At 73.7% G+C, this 17,273-nt stretch carries 17 protein-coding genes; 7 read left to right on the forward strand and 10 right to left on the reverse strand.

Annotated elements, in window-relative coordinates; genetic code table 11:
- Window positions 1-44 precede the first annotated feature (44 nt).
- The 4 genes from JAO84_RS07635 (at window position 45) to JAO84_RS07650 (ending at window position 3,835) form a co-directional block, all read left to right on the forward strand.
- Window positions 45-278 carry a hypothetical protein gene (locus tag JAO84_RS07635; protein WP_265866015.1) on the forward strand — a complete coding sequence of 78 codons (234 nt, stop codon included), beginning with the start codon at window positions 45-47 and terminating at the stop codon, window positions 276-278.
- 80 nt (window positions 279-358) lie between these two features.
- On the forward strand, window positions 359-1,171 hold the full coding sequence (locus JAO84_RS07640; RefSeq protein ID WP_370411554.1) for an SURF1 family protein: 813 nt from the start codon (window positions 359-361) through the stop codon (window positions 1,169-1,171).
- An 83-nt stretch (window positions 1,172-1,254) separates the two neighbouring features.
- Window positions 1,255-3,033 (forward strand): glycoside hydrolase family 15 protein, encoded by a 1,779-nt coding sequence (locus JAO84_RS07645; protein WP_370411556.1) that lies wholly within the window; start codon window positions 1,255-1,257, stop codon window positions 3,031-3,033.
- Between the two features lie 46 nt (window positions 3,034-3,079).
- Window positions 3,080-3,835, forward strand: a complete 756-nt coding sequence (locus tag JAO84_RS07650) for an SDR family oxidoreductase (RefSeq protein ID WP_370411558.1) — start codon at window positions 3,080-3,082, stop codon at window positions 3,833-3,835.
- Between the two features lie 22 nt (window positions 3,836-3,857).
- Here JAO84_RS07650 and amaP read toward each other — a convergent pair whose 3' ends face one another.
- The 5 genes from amaP to JAO84_RS07675 are packed head-to-tail and all read right to left on the reverse strand — an operon-like array spanning window position 3,858 to window position 6,151.
- Entirely contained in the window at window positions 3,858-4,445 is a 588-nt protein-coding gene (amaP, locus tag JAO84_RS07655; RefSeq protein ID WP_370411560.1) for an alkaline shock response membrane anchor protein AmaP, read from the reverse strand.
- Between the two features lie 4 nt (window positions 4,446-4,449).
- Entirely contained in the window at window positions 4,450-5,097 is a 648-nt protein-coding gene (locus JAO84_RS07660; protein WP_370411562.1) for a DUF6286 domain-containing protein, read from the reverse strand.
- Window positions 5,094-5,468, reverse strand: coding sequence for a hypothetical protein (locus JAO84_RS07665; RefSeq protein WP_370411564.1), 375 nt, complete (start codon window positions 5,466-5,468; stop codon window positions 5,094-5,096). Before JAO84_RS07665 ends, JAO84_RS07660 begins: the two co-directional genes overlap by 4 nt.
- A 5-nt stretch (window positions 5,469-5,473) precedes the next feature.
- Window positions 5,474-5,665 carry a hypothetical protein gene (locus JAO84_RS07670; RefSeq protein ID WP_265866021.1) on the reverse strand — a complete coding sequence of 64 codons (192 nt, stop codon included), beginning with the start codon at window positions 5,663-5,665 and terminating at the stop codon, window positions 5,474-5,476.
- 30 nt (window positions 5,666-5,695) lie between these two features.
- Window positions 5,696-6,151, reverse strand: a complete 456-nt coding sequence (locus JAO84_RS07675; protein ID WP_370411566.1) for an Asp23/Gls24 family envelope stress response protein — start codon at window positions 6,149-6,151, stop codon at window positions 5,696-5,698.
- 92 nt (window positions 6,152-6,243) lie between these two features.
- On the opposite strand from JAO84_RS07675, the gene JAO84_RS07680 reads away from it, so the two are divergent.
- Entirely contained in the window at window positions 6,244-6,882 is a 639-nt protein-coding gene (locus JAO84_RS07680; protein WP_370411568.1) for a hypothetical protein, read from the forward strand.
- Between the two features lie 53 nt (window positions 6,883-6,935).
- On the opposite strand, the gene JAO84_RS07685 is transcribed toward JAO84_RS07680, so the two are convergent.
- The 3 genes from JAO84_RS07685 to JAO84_RS07695 form a co-directional block, all read right to left on the reverse strand.
- Window positions 6,936-7,745, reverse strand: coding sequence for an enoyl-CoA hydratase/isomerase family protein (locus JAO84_RS07685; protein ID WP_370411570.1), 810 nt, complete (start codon window positions 7,743-7,745; stop codon window positions 6,936-6,938).
- A 141-nt stretch (window positions 7,746-7,886) separates the two neighbouring features.
- Entirely contained in the window at window positions 7,887-8,108 is a 222-nt protein-coding gene (locus JAO84_RS07690) for a helix-turn-helix domain-containing protein (protein WP_006123601.1), read from the reverse strand.
- A gap of 321 nt (window positions 8,109-8,429) precedes the next feature.
- Window positions 8,430-10,028, reverse strand: coding sequence for an ABC-F family ATP-binding cassette domain-containing protein (locus JAO84_RS07695; RefSeq protein WP_265866035.1), 1,599 nt, complete (start codon window positions 10,026-10,028; stop codon window positions 8,430-8,432).
- 211 nt (window positions 10,029-10,239) lie between these two features.
- On the opposite strand from JAO84_RS07695, the gene JAO84_RS07700 reads away from it, so the two are divergent.
- Window positions 10,240-11,130 carry a neutral zinc metallopeptidase gene (locus tag JAO84_RS07700; RefSeq protein WP_370411581.1) on the forward strand — a complete coding sequence of 297 codons (891 nt, stop codon included), beginning with the start codon at window positions 10,240-10,242 and terminating at the stop codon, window positions 11,128-11,130.
- A 51-nt stretch (window positions 11,131-11,181) separates the two neighbouring features.
- Window positions 11,182-11,586: a VOC family protein gene (locus JAO84_RS07705; RefSeq protein ID WP_370411583.1), complete on the forward strand. Its 405-nt coding sequence runs from the start codon at window positions 11,182-11,184 to the stop codon at window positions 11,584-11,586.
- Here JAO84_RS07705 and JAO84_RS07710 read toward each other — a convergent pair whose 3' ends face one another.
- Together JAO84_RS07710 and JAO84_RS07715 are read right to left on the reverse strand one after the other, a co-directional pair.
- Window positions 11,587-15,594 carry a hypothetical protein gene (locus JAO84_RS07710; protein WP_370411585.1) on the reverse strand — a complete coding sequence of 1,336 codons (4,008 nt, stop codon included), beginning with the start codon at window positions 15,592-15,594 and terminating at the stop codon, window positions 11,587-11,589. It abuts the gene before it with no gap.
- 177 nt (window positions 15,595-15,771) lie between these two features.
- Window positions 15,772-17,151, reverse strand: coding sequence for a hypothetical protein (locus tag JAO84_RS07715; RefSeq protein ID WP_370411587.1), 1,380 nt, complete (start codon window positions 17,149-17,151; stop codon window positions 15,772-15,774).
- Window positions 17,152-17,273: the final 122 nt, after the last annotated feature.

Genomic DNA, 17,273 nt, shown 5'->3' on the forward strand with positions numbered 1-17,273 from the left:
GCGCCGCCCGGTCTTCGTCCGTCCGTCGCACCACCCTGTGGCGCATGGCACGTTGTGAGGTCTGCGGAAACGATTACGGCATGTCCTTCGAGGTGCACGCGCAGGGCGCGGTGCACGTCTTCGACTGCTTCGCCTGCGCCATCCACCGCATGGCACCCATCTGCGAGCACTGCCGGGTCCAGATCATCGGCCAGGGCGTCGAGGTCGAGGGCAGCTGGTACTGCGGGGGTCACTGCGCCCGCGCGGAGGGGAGGGTGGGCATCGTCGACAAGGTGTGACGAAACAATCCACTGGTCGCACGCCCCGGCGGCCGGAACCCCCCTGCGGTGCGCCCCTGGCCAAGTTGTACGGTCTTGGGGTGTACCGCTTCCTGTTGTCCCGGCAGTGGGTGATCCTCACCCTCGTGGCCCTCGTCCTCATCCCCGTGATGATCGAGCTGGGCTTCTGGCAGTTCCACCGGCACGAGCGCCGGGTCGCCCAGAACGCCCTGATCGCGGACAACCTCGCGGCCAGGCCCGTCCCGGTCGAGCAGCTGACCTCCCCCGGGCACACCGTGCCCCGCGCGGACTACTGGCGGCACGTGACCGCCACCGGCACCTTCGACACGGCGCACGAGGTCGTGGTGCGCCGGCGCACCTCCTCGGACGACCGGGTCGGCGTGCACGTGCTGTCCCCGCTGGTCCTGAAGGACGGCAGGGTCGTCATGGTGAACCGGGGCTGGATCGAGGCCGCCGGCGACCAGCGGTCCTACCCGGACGTGCCGCCCGCGCCGAAGGGCGAGGTGACGGTCACCGGCCGGCTGATGGCCGACGAGACCACCGGCGCCAGCGGCATCAAGGACCTCAAGGGCCTGCCGGACCGTCAGGTCATGCTGATCAACAGCAAGCAGCAGGCCGCCCTGCAGGGCCGCACCGTGCTCGGCGGCTATCTGGAGCAGACCGGCCCCGAGCCGGCCGGCGACACCCCCGAGCTGATCCCGGACCCGGACCACGACTCGATCGGCGCGCACATGGCGTACGCGGTCCAGTGGTGGCTGTTCTCGGCCGGTGTGCCGGTCGGCTGGTTCGTCCTGGCGCGGCGCGAGAAGCGCGACCGGGAGGCGGCGGCCGGTGCGGCCGACGCGCCGGAGGGGACGGAGGGGACGCCCGCGCCCGCCGGGGCGACCGCCTGAGCCGACGGGCGGCCCCCTGAGCGGACGTCCGGCCGTCCGCCCGTCCTGATTGACCGTCCCCGCTTCCGGGAACAGCCCAAAGCGTGACGCAACGTATCGACGACTACGCCCTGATCGGCGATCTGCAGACCGCCGCGCTCGTCGGCCGCGACGGGTCGGTCGACTGGCTGTGTCTGCCCCGCTTCGACTCCGCCGCCTGCTTCGCCGCCCTGCTCGGCGACGAGGACAACGGGCACTGGCGGATCGCCCCCAAGGGCGCCACGACCTGCACGAGCCGCCGGTACGCGGAGGACAGTCTGGTCCTGGAGACCCTCTGGGAAACCCGTACGGGCACGGTCAGGGTCACCGACTTCATGCCGCAGCGCGACAAGGCCCCCGATCTCGTCCGGATCATCGAGGGCGTCAGCGGGAGCGTCGAGATGAGCGGCGTGCTGCGGCTGCGCTTCGACTACGGCTCGATCGTGCCGTGGGTGCGCCGGGCCGAGGGCCACCGGGTGGCGATCGCCGGGCCCGACTCGGTGTGGCTGCGCAGCGAACCGCCGGTGAAGACCTGGGGCCAGCAGTTCGCGACCTGCTCCTCCTTCACCGTCGGCGAGGGCGAGAAGGTGGCCTTCGTACTCACCTGGCACCCCTCCCACGAGCCGCGCCCCGCCCTGGTCGACCCCTTCGAGGCACTGGAGCAGTCGCTCACCGACTGGCGCGCCTGGGCCGAGCAATGCACCTACGAGGGCCCGTACCGGGACGCCGTCGTCCGCTCCCTGATCACCCTGAAGGCGCTCACCTACGCGCCGACCGGCGGGATCGTCGCCGCCCCCACCACCTCGCTGCCCGAGGAGCTCGGCGGGGTGCGCAACTGGGACTACCGGGCCTGCTGGCTGCGCGACTCCTCGCTCACCCTCGGCGCGCTGCTGTCCGCCGGATACGAGGACGAGGCGGCGGCCTGGCGCGACTGGCTGCTGCGCGCGGTGGCCGGCGACCCGGCCGACCTGCAGATCATGTACGGCCCGGCGGGCGAGCGGCGGCTGCCCGAGACGACGCTGCCCTGGCTCACCGGCTACGCCGACTCCACCCCCGTACGCACCGGGAACGCGGCGGTGGACCAGCTCCAGCTCGACGTGTACGGCGAGGTCCTCGACTCGCTGTGCCGGGCCCGGGAGGCGGGCATCCCGGCCCAGCGGCACGCCTGGAACCTGCAGCTGAGCCTGCTCGGCTTCCTGGAGTCGACCTGGCGGGAGCCGGACGAGGGCCTGTGGGAGGTGCGCGGCGGGCGCCGGCACTTCGTGCACTCCAAGGTGATGGCCTGGGTGGCGGCGGACCGTGCGGTGCGCACCCTGGAGGACGATCCGTCGCTGCCGGGGGACGCGGCGCGCTGGCGGGCGATGCGGGACGAGATCCACGCGGAGGTGTGCGCGAAGGGCTTCGACCCGGAGCGCAACACCTTCACCCAGTCCTACGGCTCGTCCGAGCTGGACGCGGCGACGCTGCTGATCCCCCGGGTGGGCTTCCTGCCGCCGGACGACCCGCGGGTGGTGGGCACGGTCGACGCGGTACGGGCGGAGCTGACGCACGACGGCTTCGTGCGCCGCTACTCGACCTCGGGCCCGTCGGTCGACGGGCTGCCGGGCGAGGAGGGCACCTTCCTGGTGTGCTCGTTCTGGCTGGCGGACGCGCTGCGGCTGACCGGCCGGCTGAAGGAGGCCCGGGAGCTGTTCGACCGGCTGGTGGGGCTGTGCAGCGACGTGGGGCTGCTGGCCGAGGAGTACGACCCGGCGTCGGGCCGTCAGCTGGGGAACTTCCCGCAGGCCTTCAGCCACATCGGCCTGGTGGGCACCGCGCTCGCGCTGGCCGCCGAGGAGACGTAGGAGGAGACGTGGGCCGTGTCCTGAGCCCGTGCGGCAGGATGGGTCCATGGATCTTGGACTGAAGGACCGTGTGTACGTGGTGACCGGCGCGACCCGCGGGCTCGGGCGGGCGTCGGCGGAGGCGCTGCTCGCCGAGGGCGCGCAGGTGCTGCTGACCGGGCGTGAGGAGAAGAGCGTCGCCGAGGCGGTGGCCGGCCTCGGGCCGAACGCGGCGGGCGTGGCGGCGGACAATTCCGACCCGGGCACCCCGGAGCGGCTGATCGCCGAGGCGCGGGCCCGGTTCGGCGGCTTCGACGGCGTGCTGATCAGCGTGGGCGGTCCGGCGCCGGGCTTCGCCGCCGACAACACCGACGAGCAGTGGGCGGCCGCCTTCGAGACGGTGTTCCTGGGCGCGGTGCGGCTGGCCCGGGCGGCGGCGGAGACGCTGCCGGAGGGCGGGGTCATCGGCTTCGTGCTCTCGGGTTCGGTGCACGAGCCGATCCCCGGTCTGACCATCTCCAACGGGCTGCGGCCCGGCCTGGCCGGTTTCGCGAAGTCCCTCGCCAACGACCTGGGCCCGCGCGGCATCCGGGTGGTCGGGCTGCTGCCGAGCCGGATCGACACCGACCGGGTGCGCCAGCTGGACGCGCTGTCCGGGGACGCGGAGGCCTCGCGCACGGCGAACGAGGCGACGATCCCGCTGCGCCGCTACGGCACCCCGGAGGAGTTCGGCCGCACGGCCGCGTTCCTGCTCTCCCCCGCCGCCTCGTATCTGACGGGTGTGATGCTGCCGGTGGACGGCGGCGCGCGCAGCGGTTTCTAGCTTCCGAACTTCTGGGAGCTCGTCAGGCCACCCGGCGCGCGCGGTGCTTGACCGCGCGCAGCCGGGCCTCGGTGGGCAGCGCGGGCAGGCCGGTGGAACTCCGGGCGTGGGCGAGGGCCTGGTCGGAGAGGGTGGTCAGGGCGTCGGCCGGGGACGCGTACGCCTCCAGGAGCAGGGCCACCCGGGTACGCGGGGCGGTGCGGCGGCCGGTGAGCGCGACCCTGGCCCGGGCGACGCCCTCCTGGGCGGTCGCGTCGGCCTCCAGGACGGTCTCCAGGGCCCGGCCGCGCAGCACGGCCTCCTCACCGTCGCCGCTGTCGACCAGGACCTCGCGGAGCCGGGCGCGGCGGAACTGCACGACCAGCCACCACAGGGTGAGCAGCACGATCAGCCCGAGCAGGGCGATGACGACCGGCCACCACCAGCTCTCGGCGCGCCAGTGCTGCCGCTCGGAGCGGCTGAGCAGCACGTCGTCGGGGCCCGACCAGGGCCACCAGGACGGTACGGACAGGTCGAGGGCGGCCGCGAGCACGGCGCCGCCGCCGACCACGAGCACGAGTCCGACGAGGGCGAGCACGGTCCGGTTGACGCGCCGGAGCACCACGGTCACCGGGTCACCCCTTCCTGGGCGGGCGGGCCACCCGTACCGTCAGGGCCGGCGGGTGCGCGAGGCCCAGTTCGTCGATGCCGCCGTGGAGGACGGTCTCCAGGTCGGCGTGGACCTCGTCGAGTTCGCGGAAGTGGGAGACGGCCCGGACGCCGACCTTGGACCGGCGCATCCTGACCCGTACGGACTGGATGCCGGAGACCTCCATGGCGCGGTCGCGCAGGGCGAGCGCGGCGGCCTCGCGGTCGAGCCCGGCGCGCACGTCGGCGTGTTCGCGGCGCATCGGCAGCACGGCGCGCAGGCCGGGGGTGAGCGCGAGGACCAGGAGCCAGAGTCCGAGCACCACGGCGACGCACGCGCCGGCGACCACGACGATGTCGTCGAGCGGGCGGGTGGCGAGGTCGTCGGCGAGGGAGCGGCGCCAGGCCATGGCGGTGTGCTCGGCGCGGACGGCGGCGACGTCGTAGAGCAGCAGTCCGGCGGCGCCGAGGAGGACGGCCGCGACGACGGCGGCGGGGATCCGCCGCACGGCCCAGAAGCGGCGTACGGGCGGTCCGTGGTCCTCGGGGGGCGGGTTCCGGGACGGGTCCTTCTCCAGGACGGGCACGGTCCCGGGGGCCTCGGGATCCGGTCTCTCCTCCGGTCCGGTGGTCATGCCAGTCGCCCCCGTTTCCGGTCGTGGGCCGTGTGCGCCGAGTGGAGCCGTTCGACGTGTACGGCGACCTCGTGGACCTCGATGCCGGTGAGGTCCTCCACCCGCCCGCGGACCCGGACGCGCACGGCGCCGCACTGGTGCCCGAGGTCGGCGGGGTAGTCGAGTTCGAGGCTCACCGAGACCCGGGCGACGTCCCGGTGGACGACGACCGAGGCGTGCGGCGGCTTGCCCTCCCTGGGGACGGTGATCGCCTCGCGGGCCGCCTGCGCGGCGATCTTGGCGACCACCCGGTCGGCGATCGTGGTCGCGCCGCGGGCGGCGGCGCCGACCGGGTCCGCCCGGTCGGGCCGCGGGTCGAGCAGGTCCGGCACCCGGGTCACCGCCGCCGGTCGCCGCGCTCGCGGCCCCGGAAGAAGTCGCCCGGCTCCAGGTCCCCGTCGAGGAACCGTCCGACCACGAAGCCGACCGCGCCGAGGGCGGCGACCAGGACGAACGCGCCGAAGCCGCCGAAGTACCCGGCGAAGCCGAGCGCCATGCCGGCCACCAGGCCGACCACCGCCATGCTCATGCTGTGCCCTTTCCGCCGTGCCGCCCGCGGCTACTGGAGCCGCGACTCCGGCTCTTCTTCCTCTTCGTCCGGCAGCTTCACGTCGCTGACGGCGATGTTGACCTCGACGACCTCCAGGCCGGTCATGCGCTCGACGGCGGCGATGACGTTCTCGCGCACCGCGCCGGCGACCTCGGTGATGGAGACGCCGTAGTCGACGACGATCTCCAGGTCGAGCGCGGTCTGCACCTCGCCGACCTCGGCCTTGACGCCGCGGGTCACACCGCCGGACTTGCCGCCCCCGCCGGGCACCCGCTCGCGCACGGCGCCGAGGGTGCGGGACAGGCCGCTGCCCATGGCGTGGACGCCGACGACCTCGCGGGCGGCGAGCCCGGCGATCTTCTCGACGACACCGTCCGCGATGGTGGTGCGGCCCCGGGCGGCGGGATCGCCGCCGCCGCGCCTGGTCACGGGGTTCTGCTGGTCGGAGTGTGCGTTGTCAGCCATCGCCACCCGTCCTTCCCTGAGGCTTTTGCCTTGTTCGCCCACACTAAGGCGGCTTGCCCGGTATCGCGCCGGGGATGCGGCAGGCTGGAGCAATGACGACGGACCGGTTGTTGCCGCTCGGTGAGGCGGCGGACGGCGCGTGGATCGCGGAGCGGGCGGTACGGGGCGCGCTCCTTGAGGCTGCCCGCGGGGTACGGGGCCTGGCCCCGGACGCCTTGCGGTTCCGGCTCGCGGACGACACGGGCGACGCCCCCTTCCCCGTACCGCCGGGCGGGCTGCCGCCCGGGCCGCTGCGGGTGACCCTCGATTTCGCGGCGGTGGCGGGGCGCCCGCTGCCGGAGCTCGCGGACCGGCTGCGGACCGCGCTGCTCCGTACGGCGGAGGGCTCGCTGGGCCTGGTGGTGGCGGAGGTGGACCTCCGGGTGACGGAGCTGCTCGACGCGCTCCCGGATTCCCCGCCGCCCACTGGGCCGCCCGGGCGAACCTCCCCGCCCGCCCCCGACGACCCCGCCGCCCTCGCGGCCCTCGCGGTTCCGGGGGTGGCGGCCCTGACCGACGCCTTCGGCCCGCCGGTGCTTCGCCTGCCGGACGGCCGGCTACGGGTCGAGGTGGCGGCCGCGGTGACGGAGGACCACCGCGCCGTCGACACGGCCCGCGCCCTGCGCACGGCCGTGACCGCCGCCGCCCCGGAGGCGACGACGGTCACGGTGGTGGTGTCGGAACTGCGGTGAGACCGCGGGCGGCTCGGGGCCGGCGCGGCACCGGAGCGCCCGGCCCGGCGGCGTTACTCGCCGAGGCCCGCGAGGTCGCGCAGGCGGCGGGCCTGGGCGGCGCGCTCGGCGGTGCGCTGGTCCTCGTACGAGCGGCCCGAGGCGCCCTGGAGGAGCGCCTTGGTCTCGATGACGGCGGAGCGCGGTGCGGCGAGCAGGGCGGCGCTGAGGTCCCGTACGGCTGCGCCGAGTTCGGCGGCGGGCACGGCGATGTTGGCGAGGCCGATGCGCTCGGCCTCCTCGGCGTGCACGAAACGGCCGGTCGCGCAGATCTCCAAGGCGCGGGCGTAGCCCACGAGGGAGACCAGGGGGTGCGTGCCGGTGAGGTCGGGGACCAGACCGAGGCTGGTCTCGCGCATGGCGAACTGCACGTCGTCGGCGACGATCCGCAGGTCGCACGCGAGGGCGAGCTGGAATCCGGCGCCGATGGCGTGGCCCTGGACGGCCGCGATCGACACGATGTCGCTGCGGCGCCACCAGGTGAACGCCTCCTGGTACTCGGCGATGAGCGCGTCGAGGTCCGCCTCGGACCCGCGCGCCATCTCCAGGAAGGACGGCTCTCCGTCGAAGCCCTCGGGCGTGAACGCCTGGCGGTCGAGTCCGGCGGAGAAGGACTTGCCCTCACCCCGCAGGACGACGATCCGCACATTGCCCGGAAGCGACCGGCCGGCCTCCGTCAACGCCCGCCACAGAGCGGGAGACTGGGCGTTGCGCTTCGCCGGATTGGTCAGGGTCACCGTGGCAACGGCGTCCTCGACGGTGAGCCGTACACCGTCCTTGTCGAAAACGAGCTCTGCGTGCTCGGAATCGTCGAACGTAGTCATGGGGCGTCTCCCGGTTACGGTGCAGCACTGCATCCGATGCTAAGTGACTGCACAGTAACCACCCGGTCGACCGCACGGCCGACCGGGTGGCCACCGAGAGACCCGGTGGACCGGTCGAGCCGCCCCTGTGTCAGCCCGGTGTCAGGCCGAGGCCGCCTTCTTGCCCCGTGTCGCTCCGCCGCGTCCGCGCAGCGTGACTCCGGACTCGCTGAGCATCCGGTGGACGAATCCGTAGGAGCGGCCGGTTTCCTCGGCCAGCGCCCGGATGCTCGCACCGGAGTCGTACTTCTTCTTCAGGTCTGCCGCGAGCTTGTCGCGCGCGGCGCCGGTCACCCGGCTGCCCTTCTTCAGAGTCTCGGCCACCCGTGCCTCCTCATGGGAAGTGCGCTCTGGACTTCTCATGATCACCCCTCTCGGACGTCCTGGCCACCCATTCGACAAGGTCTGTGCCACGAGCTTGCGCCGAGCGGCGCCGATCGCCACGACCGGAATTGATCGTTCCGATCGCTCCGGAACCGGCCCGGCGGCACGCTCGGACGGGAAGTGCCAGGTCAGCGCGGTGAGGCCGGAACGAGTGCGGCGCGGGCCCAGGCGGAAGGATTCCGCAGGGCCCGCGCCGGAGGTACGAGATGCTCTCACTCAGATGATGGATCACCCATGAGCCGAATGATCCAGTACGGCGGGTCAGGCCAGGGCGACCAGATCCGCGTAGTCGGCGCCCCACAGGTCCTCGACGCCGTCCGGGAGCAGGATGATCCGCTCCGGGTCGAGCGCCTCGACGGCGCCCTCGTCGTGGGTGACCAGGACGACCGCGCCCTTGTACGTGCGCAGCGCGCCGAGGATCTCCTCGCGGCTGGCCGGGTCCAGGTTGTTGGTCGGCTCGTCGAGGAGCAGCACGTTCGCCGAGGAGACGACCAGGGTCGCGAGCGCGAGCCGGGTCTTCTCGCCGCCGGAGAGCACGCCGGCCGGCTTGTCCACGTCGTCGCCGGAGAAGAGGAAGGAGCCGAGCACCTTGCGCACCTCGACCAGGTCGAGGTCGGGCGCGGCGGAGCGCATGTTCTCCAGGACGGTGCGCGCGGGGTCGAGGGTCTCGTGCTCCTGCGCGTAGTAGCCGAGCTTGAGGCCGTGGCCCGGGGTGACCTCACCGGTGTCGGGCTGCTCGACGCCGCCGAGGAGGCGGAGCAGGGTGGTCTTGCCGGCGCCGTTGAGGCCGAGGATGACGACCCGGGAGCCCTTGTCGATGGCCAGGTTCACGTCGGTGAAGATTTCGAGTGAACCGTACGACTTGGACAGGCCCTCCGCGGTGAGCGGGGTCTTGCCGCAGGGCGCGGGCTCCGGGAAGCGCAGCTTGGCGACCTTGTCGGAGGCGCGGACCGCCTCAAGGCCGGAGAGCAGGCGCTCGGCGCGCTTGGCCATGTTCTGCGCGGCGACGGTCTTGGTGGCCTTGGCGCGCATCTTGTCGGCCTGCGAGTTGAGCGCGGCGGCCTTCTTCTCCGCGTTCTGGCGCTCGCGGCGGCGGCGCTTCTCGTCGGCCTCGCGCTGCTGCTGGTAGAGCTTCCAGCCCATGTTGTAGACGTCGATCACCGAGCGGTTGGCGTCCAGGTAGAAGACCTTGTTGACGACGGTCTCGACCAGGTCGACATCGTGGGAGATGACGATGAAGCCGCCCCGGTAGGTCTTGAGGTAGTCGCGCAGCCAGACGATCGAGTCGGCGTCGAGGTGGTTGGTCGGCTCGTCGAGGAGCAGGGTGTCCGCGTCGGAGAAGAGGATGCGGGCGAGCTCGATGCGGCGGCGCTGACCGCCGGAGAGGGTGTGCAGCGGCTGGCCGAGGACCCGGTCGGGCAGTCCGAGGGCGGCGGCGATGGTCGCGGCCTCGGCCTCGGCGGCGTACCCGCCCTTGGTGAGGAACTCGGTCTCCTGGCGCTCGTACTGCTTGAGGGCCTTGTCGCGGGTGGCGCCGGAGCCGTTGGCGATGCGCTCCTCGTTCTGCCGCATCTTGCGGAGCAGGACGTCGAGGCCGCGGGCGGACAGGACGCGGTCGCGGGCGAGCACGTCGAGGTCGCCGGTGCGCGGGTCCTGCGGGAGGTAGCCGACCTCGCCGGAGCGGGTGATGGTGCCGCCGGCGGGCTGGCCCTCGCCGGCCAGGCACTTGGTGAGCGTGGTCTTGCCCGCTCCGTTGCGGCCGACGAGGCCGATGCGGTCGCCCTTGGCCACGCGGAAGGAGGCGTTCTCGATGAGGACTCGGGCGCCGGCGCGCAGCTCGATGCCGGAAGCGGTGATCACGGACAGACTCCAGGGCGGTGGGGAAGACGGCGGAAGGACGGCTGGCGCGGAGCTTCGACGCCGCTAATGCGCGGGGAGAATGGCCATGCGGCCAGTCTAACGGGCACCTGCAACTGCTTTTGGGCCATGCGACATACCTCACATGCCAGGTAAAACGGGTGAAGCGTTCCTTGTCTGCTGATACTCGGCAGAGACGCGGAGGGCGGTGGCCATGCAGTTCGACGACGACGCCAACCTGGACACATCAGAGGTCAAGGACGTCCGGGGCAGCCGCATTCCCGGCGGCCGGGCCACGGTCGGCGGCGGCATCGCGGGTGTCATCGCGCTGATCCTCGGCCTGCTCTTCGGAGTGGGCCCCGAGCAGCTCGGACTCTCCTCGGGCGGCGACGAGCCGGCCGCGAGCGCCTCCTCCGTCGCCCAGGTGCAGCAGAGCTGCCGGACCGGCGCGGACGCCAACACCCGCGAGGACTGCCGGATCGTGGCGGTCGTCAACAGCCTGCAGGACTACTGGCGCGCCGAGTACGCGCGGCGCGGCGGCCGCTACGGCGCCGCCTCGACCGTGATGTTCAGCCGGCAGGTCCCCACCGCCTGCGGGCAGGCCAGCTCGGCCGTCGGCCCCTTCTACTGCCCCGGCGACCGGCAGGTCTATCTGGATCTGGGCTTCTTCGACGAGCTGCGCACCAAGTTCGGCTCGACCGGCGGGCCCTTCGCGCAGGCCTATGTGGTGGCGCACGAGTACGGCCACCACGTGCAGAACCTGATGGGCACCCTGTCCCGCGCCCAGGACGGCCGGACCGGCGCGAACTCCAACGCGGTGAAGGTCGAGCTGCAGGCCGACTGCTACGCGGGGGTGTGGGCGCGGCACGCGACGACCACCCCTGACGACAGGACGGGCCGCCCGCTGCTCACCCGGCTCACGGACGAGGACATCCGCGACGGCCTGGACGCGGCGGCGGCGGTCGGCGACGACCGGATCCAGGAGCGCTTCCAGGGCCGGGTCACCCCGGAGAACTGGACCCACGGCTCGGCCGCCCAGCGCCAGCAGTGGTTCTACCAGGGCTACCGCACCGGCGACATGGCGCAGTGCAACACCTTCCGGTGAGCGGCCCGCTGCCAGACTGAGATCCAGGTCACAGAAAAGGAGGCGATCGCGATGACGGACGCGCCCGACATCTGCCCCGCCCTGCGGTACGAGGACGCGAAGGCCGCGATCAAGCAGCTCACGGAGGCCTTCGGCTTCACCGTGCACGCCGTGTACGAGGGCGAGGACGGCCGGGTGATGCACGCCGAGCTGTCCTACGGCAACGGCATGGTGATGCTCGGCAGCACGGGCACCGGCAGCACCTTCGACAAGATCATGGCCGGCGGCGGCCCGACCGGCATCTACGTGCGGGTGGCCGACGTCGACGACCACCACGCCCGGGCCGTCGCCCACGGCGTGCAGATCGTCATGCCGCCCACCGACCAGGACTACGGCTCCCGCGACTACATGGCGCGGGACGCCGAGGGCAACGTCTGGAGCTTCGGGACGTACGCCCCCGGCGCCGCGGCGGGGTGATCAGCCGGCGTAGTAGCCGTTCAGGTCGGCGATGACCTGGGTCGAACCGGAGTGGTTGACGAAGCTGACCCGTCCGTCGACCACGGGTACCACGACCAGGTTCGAGATCGTCTCCCCCTTGGTGAAGTTGAGGTTGGAGACGACCGGCAGCGGCTGCCCGTGCGGGTGGGCCCGCAGATAGCTGTCGCTGGTGGCGCCGGTGACGGTGACGTTCAGGACGACCGCCTTGACGCCCTCCGCCGGCACCCCGTGCACGCCGCCGACCCGGATGCTCACGACCTCGCCGGGGCCGACCGCGCCGGCCCGGGCGCCGAGACCCGCACGGGTGTCGAGCAGCCGGGTGGGCTCGGTGGAGACGAACGGCGCGCCCGTGGCGGAGAAGTAGCCCGTCACGTCCGCGAGCAGGTCGACGGTGCCGGCGCTGTTGCGCAGGTCCACCGTGCCGTTCAGCACCGGCACGACCACCAGGTTGGGCAGGGTGCGGCCGGCCGTGTAGTTGATGTTCGACACGGCGGGCAGCGGGCTGCCGTCGGGGAAGACGGTGACGAAGCCGCTGTTGGTGGGCGCGACCGCCGTCACGTTCATGACCACCGCGGTGACACCCGTGGCCGGAACGCCGTGCACGCCCGCCACCTTGAGCTTCACCGTGCCGCCCGCACCGACCCGCGCCTTCGCCGCACCGGTGCCGTTACGAGTGTCCAGGAAGCGCGTCGGCGCGATCGGTGTCAGCGCGGAGCCCTGGCCCGCCTCGGCCGTGTAGTAGCCGGCCACGTCCGCGACGAGGTCGACGGTGCTCACGCTGTTGCGCAGGTCCACGACGCCGTTGCGGACGGAGACCGTCACGAGATTGGAGAGGGTGCGGCCGCCGGTGTAGTTGAGGCTGGACGTCGTGGGCAGCGACCCGCCGTCGGGATACGCGGTGACGAAGCCGTTGCCGGTGGGCGCGACCGCCGTCACGTTCATGACCACGGCGGTGACATCCGTGGCCGGAACGCCCTGGACGCCCGCCACCTTCAGCTTCACCGTGCCACCCGCAGCGACCCGTGCCTTGGGCGCACCGGTGCCGTTACGGGTGTCCAGGAACCGCGTCGGCGCGATCGGGACGAACCGGCCCGGGGTCGCCTCGGCCGGCGCGGTCACGGTGTACGCCTTCGGCAGGTAGCCATGCGAGCGGGTGCCCGAGGAGTAGCCCGCGCCGTCGACCACGAGGTCGTAGCTGCCCGGCGGCAGCCCGGCCGTGTTGAGCAGGGCGGTGAGCGCGGTGCCGTCGGAGCGGACGGACACCGCCGGGTTCATGCGGTACTCGCTCGACGCGGTGTCACCGCGCAGCACGAGCTCGGTGCCGAGCGTCAGGTTCGTGCCGGTCAGCACGACCTGGTTCGCCGTTCCGGCGGGCCCGTTGGTGCTGCTCAGCGCGGACACGTCGCCGTACTTCCGCGGCTCGGTGCACCCCTGGTCGCACAGGCCCTGCATCGAGTACTCGAACGGGGCCGGTGCGTCGCCCGGGCGCAGCAGGAAGACATACCGGCCGGCGCGGGCGTTCCAGGTGGTCAGGCAGCGGAAGCGGAACTCCCCGTAGCTGCCGCCGCACTGGTACGCGTCCTCGTTCACGCCGTTGAACGAGGTGTCCGTGAGCAGGGTCGTCCAGGCGGTCTCGGTGCCGGGGGCGCTGTCGGTGCCGACCACCTTGAAGGCCTGGTTCGGCTTCATGTCGAGGACGGCGCAGTAGGCGGTCCTGGTCTCGGTGAGTGTCCCGCTGCGCAGCGAGAAGCCGGCCGGGGACACCGTGTTGGCGGTGCACTCGGGGGCCCAGCCCGCCGCAGTGGCGATCTTCCAGGTGTCCAGGCGGACCGGGATCGGGGTGCCGTTGTAGCCGGACGCGAGGGCGAAGACCAGGTACGAGGTGGCGCCGGTGACCTTGCAGGTGGCGCCGGCGTTCCAGCAGCGCATGGTGCCGCTGCCGTCGGCGACGTTCAGCATCGCACCGGTCCGCCAGGCGGCGCCGGGGGTCCGGGCCGAGAACAGCATCTTGTCGCCGGCCGCCGCGGTGACCCGCAGACAGGTGCTGGCAAGAGCCGAGTCGAAGGTGGTGCCGGTGGACGGGCCGCCGACGGCGAGCGACGCGGGGGCCGCGCACTTCGCCGTGGCGGAGATGTCCCGCCGGACGAGGCGGTAGGTGTCGGGCGCGTACGTGTTGGCCGAGAGCAGGACCGTGTACGGCGCACCGGCCGTGAGCTTGCAGGCCGCCGTGGAGGTGGCGCTGGTCTCGCAGATCTTGTTGCCGGCGGTGTCGTGGACGGCGACCCAGGCGTTCGCCCGGTTGCTGTCGTTGGCGTAGTCGAAGAACTCGGCCGTGGAGTGCGCGTTCGCCGCGAGGGACAGGCAGGCGGTGCGCACCGGCGGCTCGATCCGGACCTCGGCGCCCCAGCTGCCGCCGAAGGGCGACTGGGCCCAGGGGGTGCAGCCCGGGCCGTCGCCGGTGCGCTGCGCCGCGAGCCGGTAGGTGCCGGTGGCGGGGCCGGTCAGGACGACGTGGAACGGGGCGGTCCCGGTCAGCTTGCAGACGGTCGGCCCGCCGTCGCCGCACTGGGCCTGGCCCTTGGCGTCGAAGACCCGCGGCGCGGGGCGGGCGGCGTCCTCGGCGGTGGCCCGGTCGAGGAGGTACACGCCGCGGCCGGAGGCGGTGGGCAGGGTCAGGCACAGGGACTGGCCGGCGCCGGTGAAGGTGCCGGTCGCGGGGCCGGAGGCGAGCCCGTCGTCGCGCACGGCGACACAGCCCTCGGTCTGGTCCGTCCGGTGGAAGCGGATGCCGTACGGCTCGGTTCCGGCGCTCGCGCCGTCCCGGGCCCAGGTGTAGTCGCCCGCGGCGAGCTCGCAGGGCTTGTCGCCGGCCGCGGCGCACACCGGGGTGCCGTCGGTGGTGAAGAGGCGGCCGGTGACGCCTTCGCCCACGGGGGCGTAGAGGTGGGGTCCGGCGGCCGGGACGTGCAGGACGCGGCAGCGCGCGGCGGAGCCGGCCTCGGGCACCGTGCCGTACGCCTGCGGCTGCACGGTGGGGCAGCCGTCGGGCCGGGAGAGCCGGGCGAACGCGACCGTGTGGTCGACGCTCCGTCCGGCGTCCTCGTTCACCAGGACGCGGAAGGGCGCGGGGCCGGTGAGCGTGCAGTCGAGCTCCCCGGAGCTGCGGGAGCGGGTGGAGCACACCTCGGCGCCGGTCGCGTCGTGGACGGAGGCGAGGGCCCAGTACGGGGAGACGTGGGTGCGCAGGACCTCGCCGGTGACCAGGGGCAGCGCGTAGCAGTGGCCCGCCGCGCCGGCGGCGAGGGAGCCGTCGAAGGTCTTGGGCGCGCCGAGCGCGGTGTCCGGCTCGGTGACGGTGGTGCAGGCCGGGTCGGAGAGCAGGGCCGTGTAGGACACGGTGAGTCCGCCGCCGTAGTTCCAGTCGTCCCGCACGCGCAGGGTGTGGGCGCCCTTCGCGGTGATGGGACAGCGGGTGACGCCGTAACCGTCGGCGAGCCGCTCACAGGCGACGGTGCTGCCGTCGGGCGCGGTGAGGGTGGTGGTCAGGGGCCCCGACGCGGTGTACACGACCTGGACGAACAGCAGGTCGGGGGCGTGGGTGAGGTCGAGCGTGTACTCCGCTCCGCCGGCCGGGAGCGCGGCGCAGGCGTGCACGGCGTTCGGCTCGACGGGGCCGGAGCAGGTGTCGGCGTCGGCGGCCGTGGTGAGCGCCCGGATCTCCTTCGCGGCCTCGGCGGACCGGGCCGCGGGGCCCTGCGGTCCGGCGGGGGCGGACGTGGTCCGGGGCGCGGGCGCGGCGGATGTCCTGGCCGGAGCGGACGTCTTGGCCGGAGCGGGCGTGGGTGCGGTGGCGGCGCCGGCCGTGGCGGCCCCGCCGAGCGTGGTGGTGAGGACGGTGAGGACCAGTGCGGCGAGCGCGAGCGGCGTACGGCCGCGGCTCGAGCCGCTCCTGGTCCGCTGCCGTCTCCTTATGGACAGAGGTGGCATGCGGTTCCCCCCAAGGAATGCGCGTGCCCTGCCCCTGTGACCGGCACAGGGGAGCTCAGGGCGAAGCGATTCTAGGCGGAGTCGATCAACCGTTCCCCTGAAATTCCCGGCGGCGGCCCGCCCGGACCCCGCGGCGCGGGGTCCGGGCCGCGGGGTCCGGGCGTGCCGGGCCGGGGCTCAGGCCCCGCCGGTGTGGACCTGGAAGGCGGCGCGGCGGACCGCCTTCGCGAGGGCCGGGTCGGGGTGGGCGGCGGCGAGGGCCACCAGGACCTGGACGGTGCGGGGGTGGCCGACGGCGCGGACCTCGTCGAGCAGGGCGGGCACGGTGCCCTGCACGGCGGAGTCCAGGTGCCGAACGAGCAGCATGCCCTCGCCGTGGTCGGCTACGGCGGCCGCGGTGTCCACCCACAGCCAGGTGGCCTCCTCGCGGGTCAGCACCTCGGGGGCCTCGTCCGGGTCCGCGCCCTCGCACTCGGCGAGCCAGAGCAGGGCGTACGGGCGGAGCGAGGCGTCCGCGAGGGCGGCGCGGACCTCGGGCTCGGCCGGGGCGCCGACGACCCGCAGGGCCTCGAAGGCGAGGCCGCGCAGCAGGGCGTCCTCGCCGCGGGCGACGGCGAGGAGTTCGGCGACCGCGCTGGTGAGGGTGCGGGCGGCGAGCCAGGCGCGGTACTCGTCGCGGGCCGGGCCGGGGGTGAGCCGGGCGCAGCCGCGGAGCATGTCCTCGGCGGACTGCTCGATGTTGCCGGCCGGGCTCTGCGCGGCGACGCAGATCTGCTCCAGCTTGACCCAGACCGCCCAGTTGCCGAGCGGGGTGAGGGTGGCGTGCCGGTCGCCGGGGGCGGCGGCGAGGGTGAGCGCGCCGACGGCGGCCAGGCCCTCCAGGGCCCAGTCGAGCAGCGGCGGCAGCCCCTCGGCGGGGGCCTGTTCGACGGCCTCGCCGGGGTCCGGCACCTCGCAGCGCTCCTCGCGGAGCTCGTCCACGCGCTGCTCCAGGAGGTCGAGCAGTCCGCTGACGGCCACCGGCCCGGCGGACAGCTGGAGCAGCGAGAGCACCTGCGGGACGGCCTCGACGACTTCGGCGACGGCGCCGGCGGCGACGCCTTCGGGCGCCGGGTGCACCAGCGACCAGGCGTCGAACAGCGCGACCCAGCCGCGCAGGACGGCGGAGTCGTCCCGGTCCCAGGCCTGCAGCCGCCAGCCGGGGCGGGCGGTCTCGCCGTGCAGTTCGACGAGCCCGGCGAGCCGCGCGCGGTCCCAGCCGGCCCGGACCTGTCCGGGGGTCAGGTCCAGTGCGGCGGCGGCCCGTTCGCCGTCCGGGGGTGCCGTCTCGGGCCGCCGGCCGACGGCGGCCCAGCGGGCGATGCGTACCGCGTCGGCGAGCACCGCGCGTGCCTGCAGGGCGAGTTCCGCGCGGGGCGGAGTCCCCTCGGGCGGCCGCGGCGCCGGCCGGGTCCGCCGGGCCGTCACGGCCTTTCGTGCGGTGGCGAGGGCCCCCGGACGGACGAGTCGGAGTCTGGAGTTGCGCGCGAAGGGTTCATCGGGCTTTCGAGACGTCACGGAGGGCAGTCTTCCCGCTGACGGCCCGAAAGCCCAATCGGAATCGGCGACCCCGCCGCCGGGGCCCTCCGGGGCTCCTGACGGGCCCTGGGCGCGCGTCCGGACGAGGGGTGTCCAGGACG

Source organism: Streptomyces fradiae (assembly GCF_041270065.1).
Taxonomy (GTDB): Bacteria; Actinomycetota; Actinomycetes; order Streptomycetales; family Streptomycetaceae; genus Streptomyces.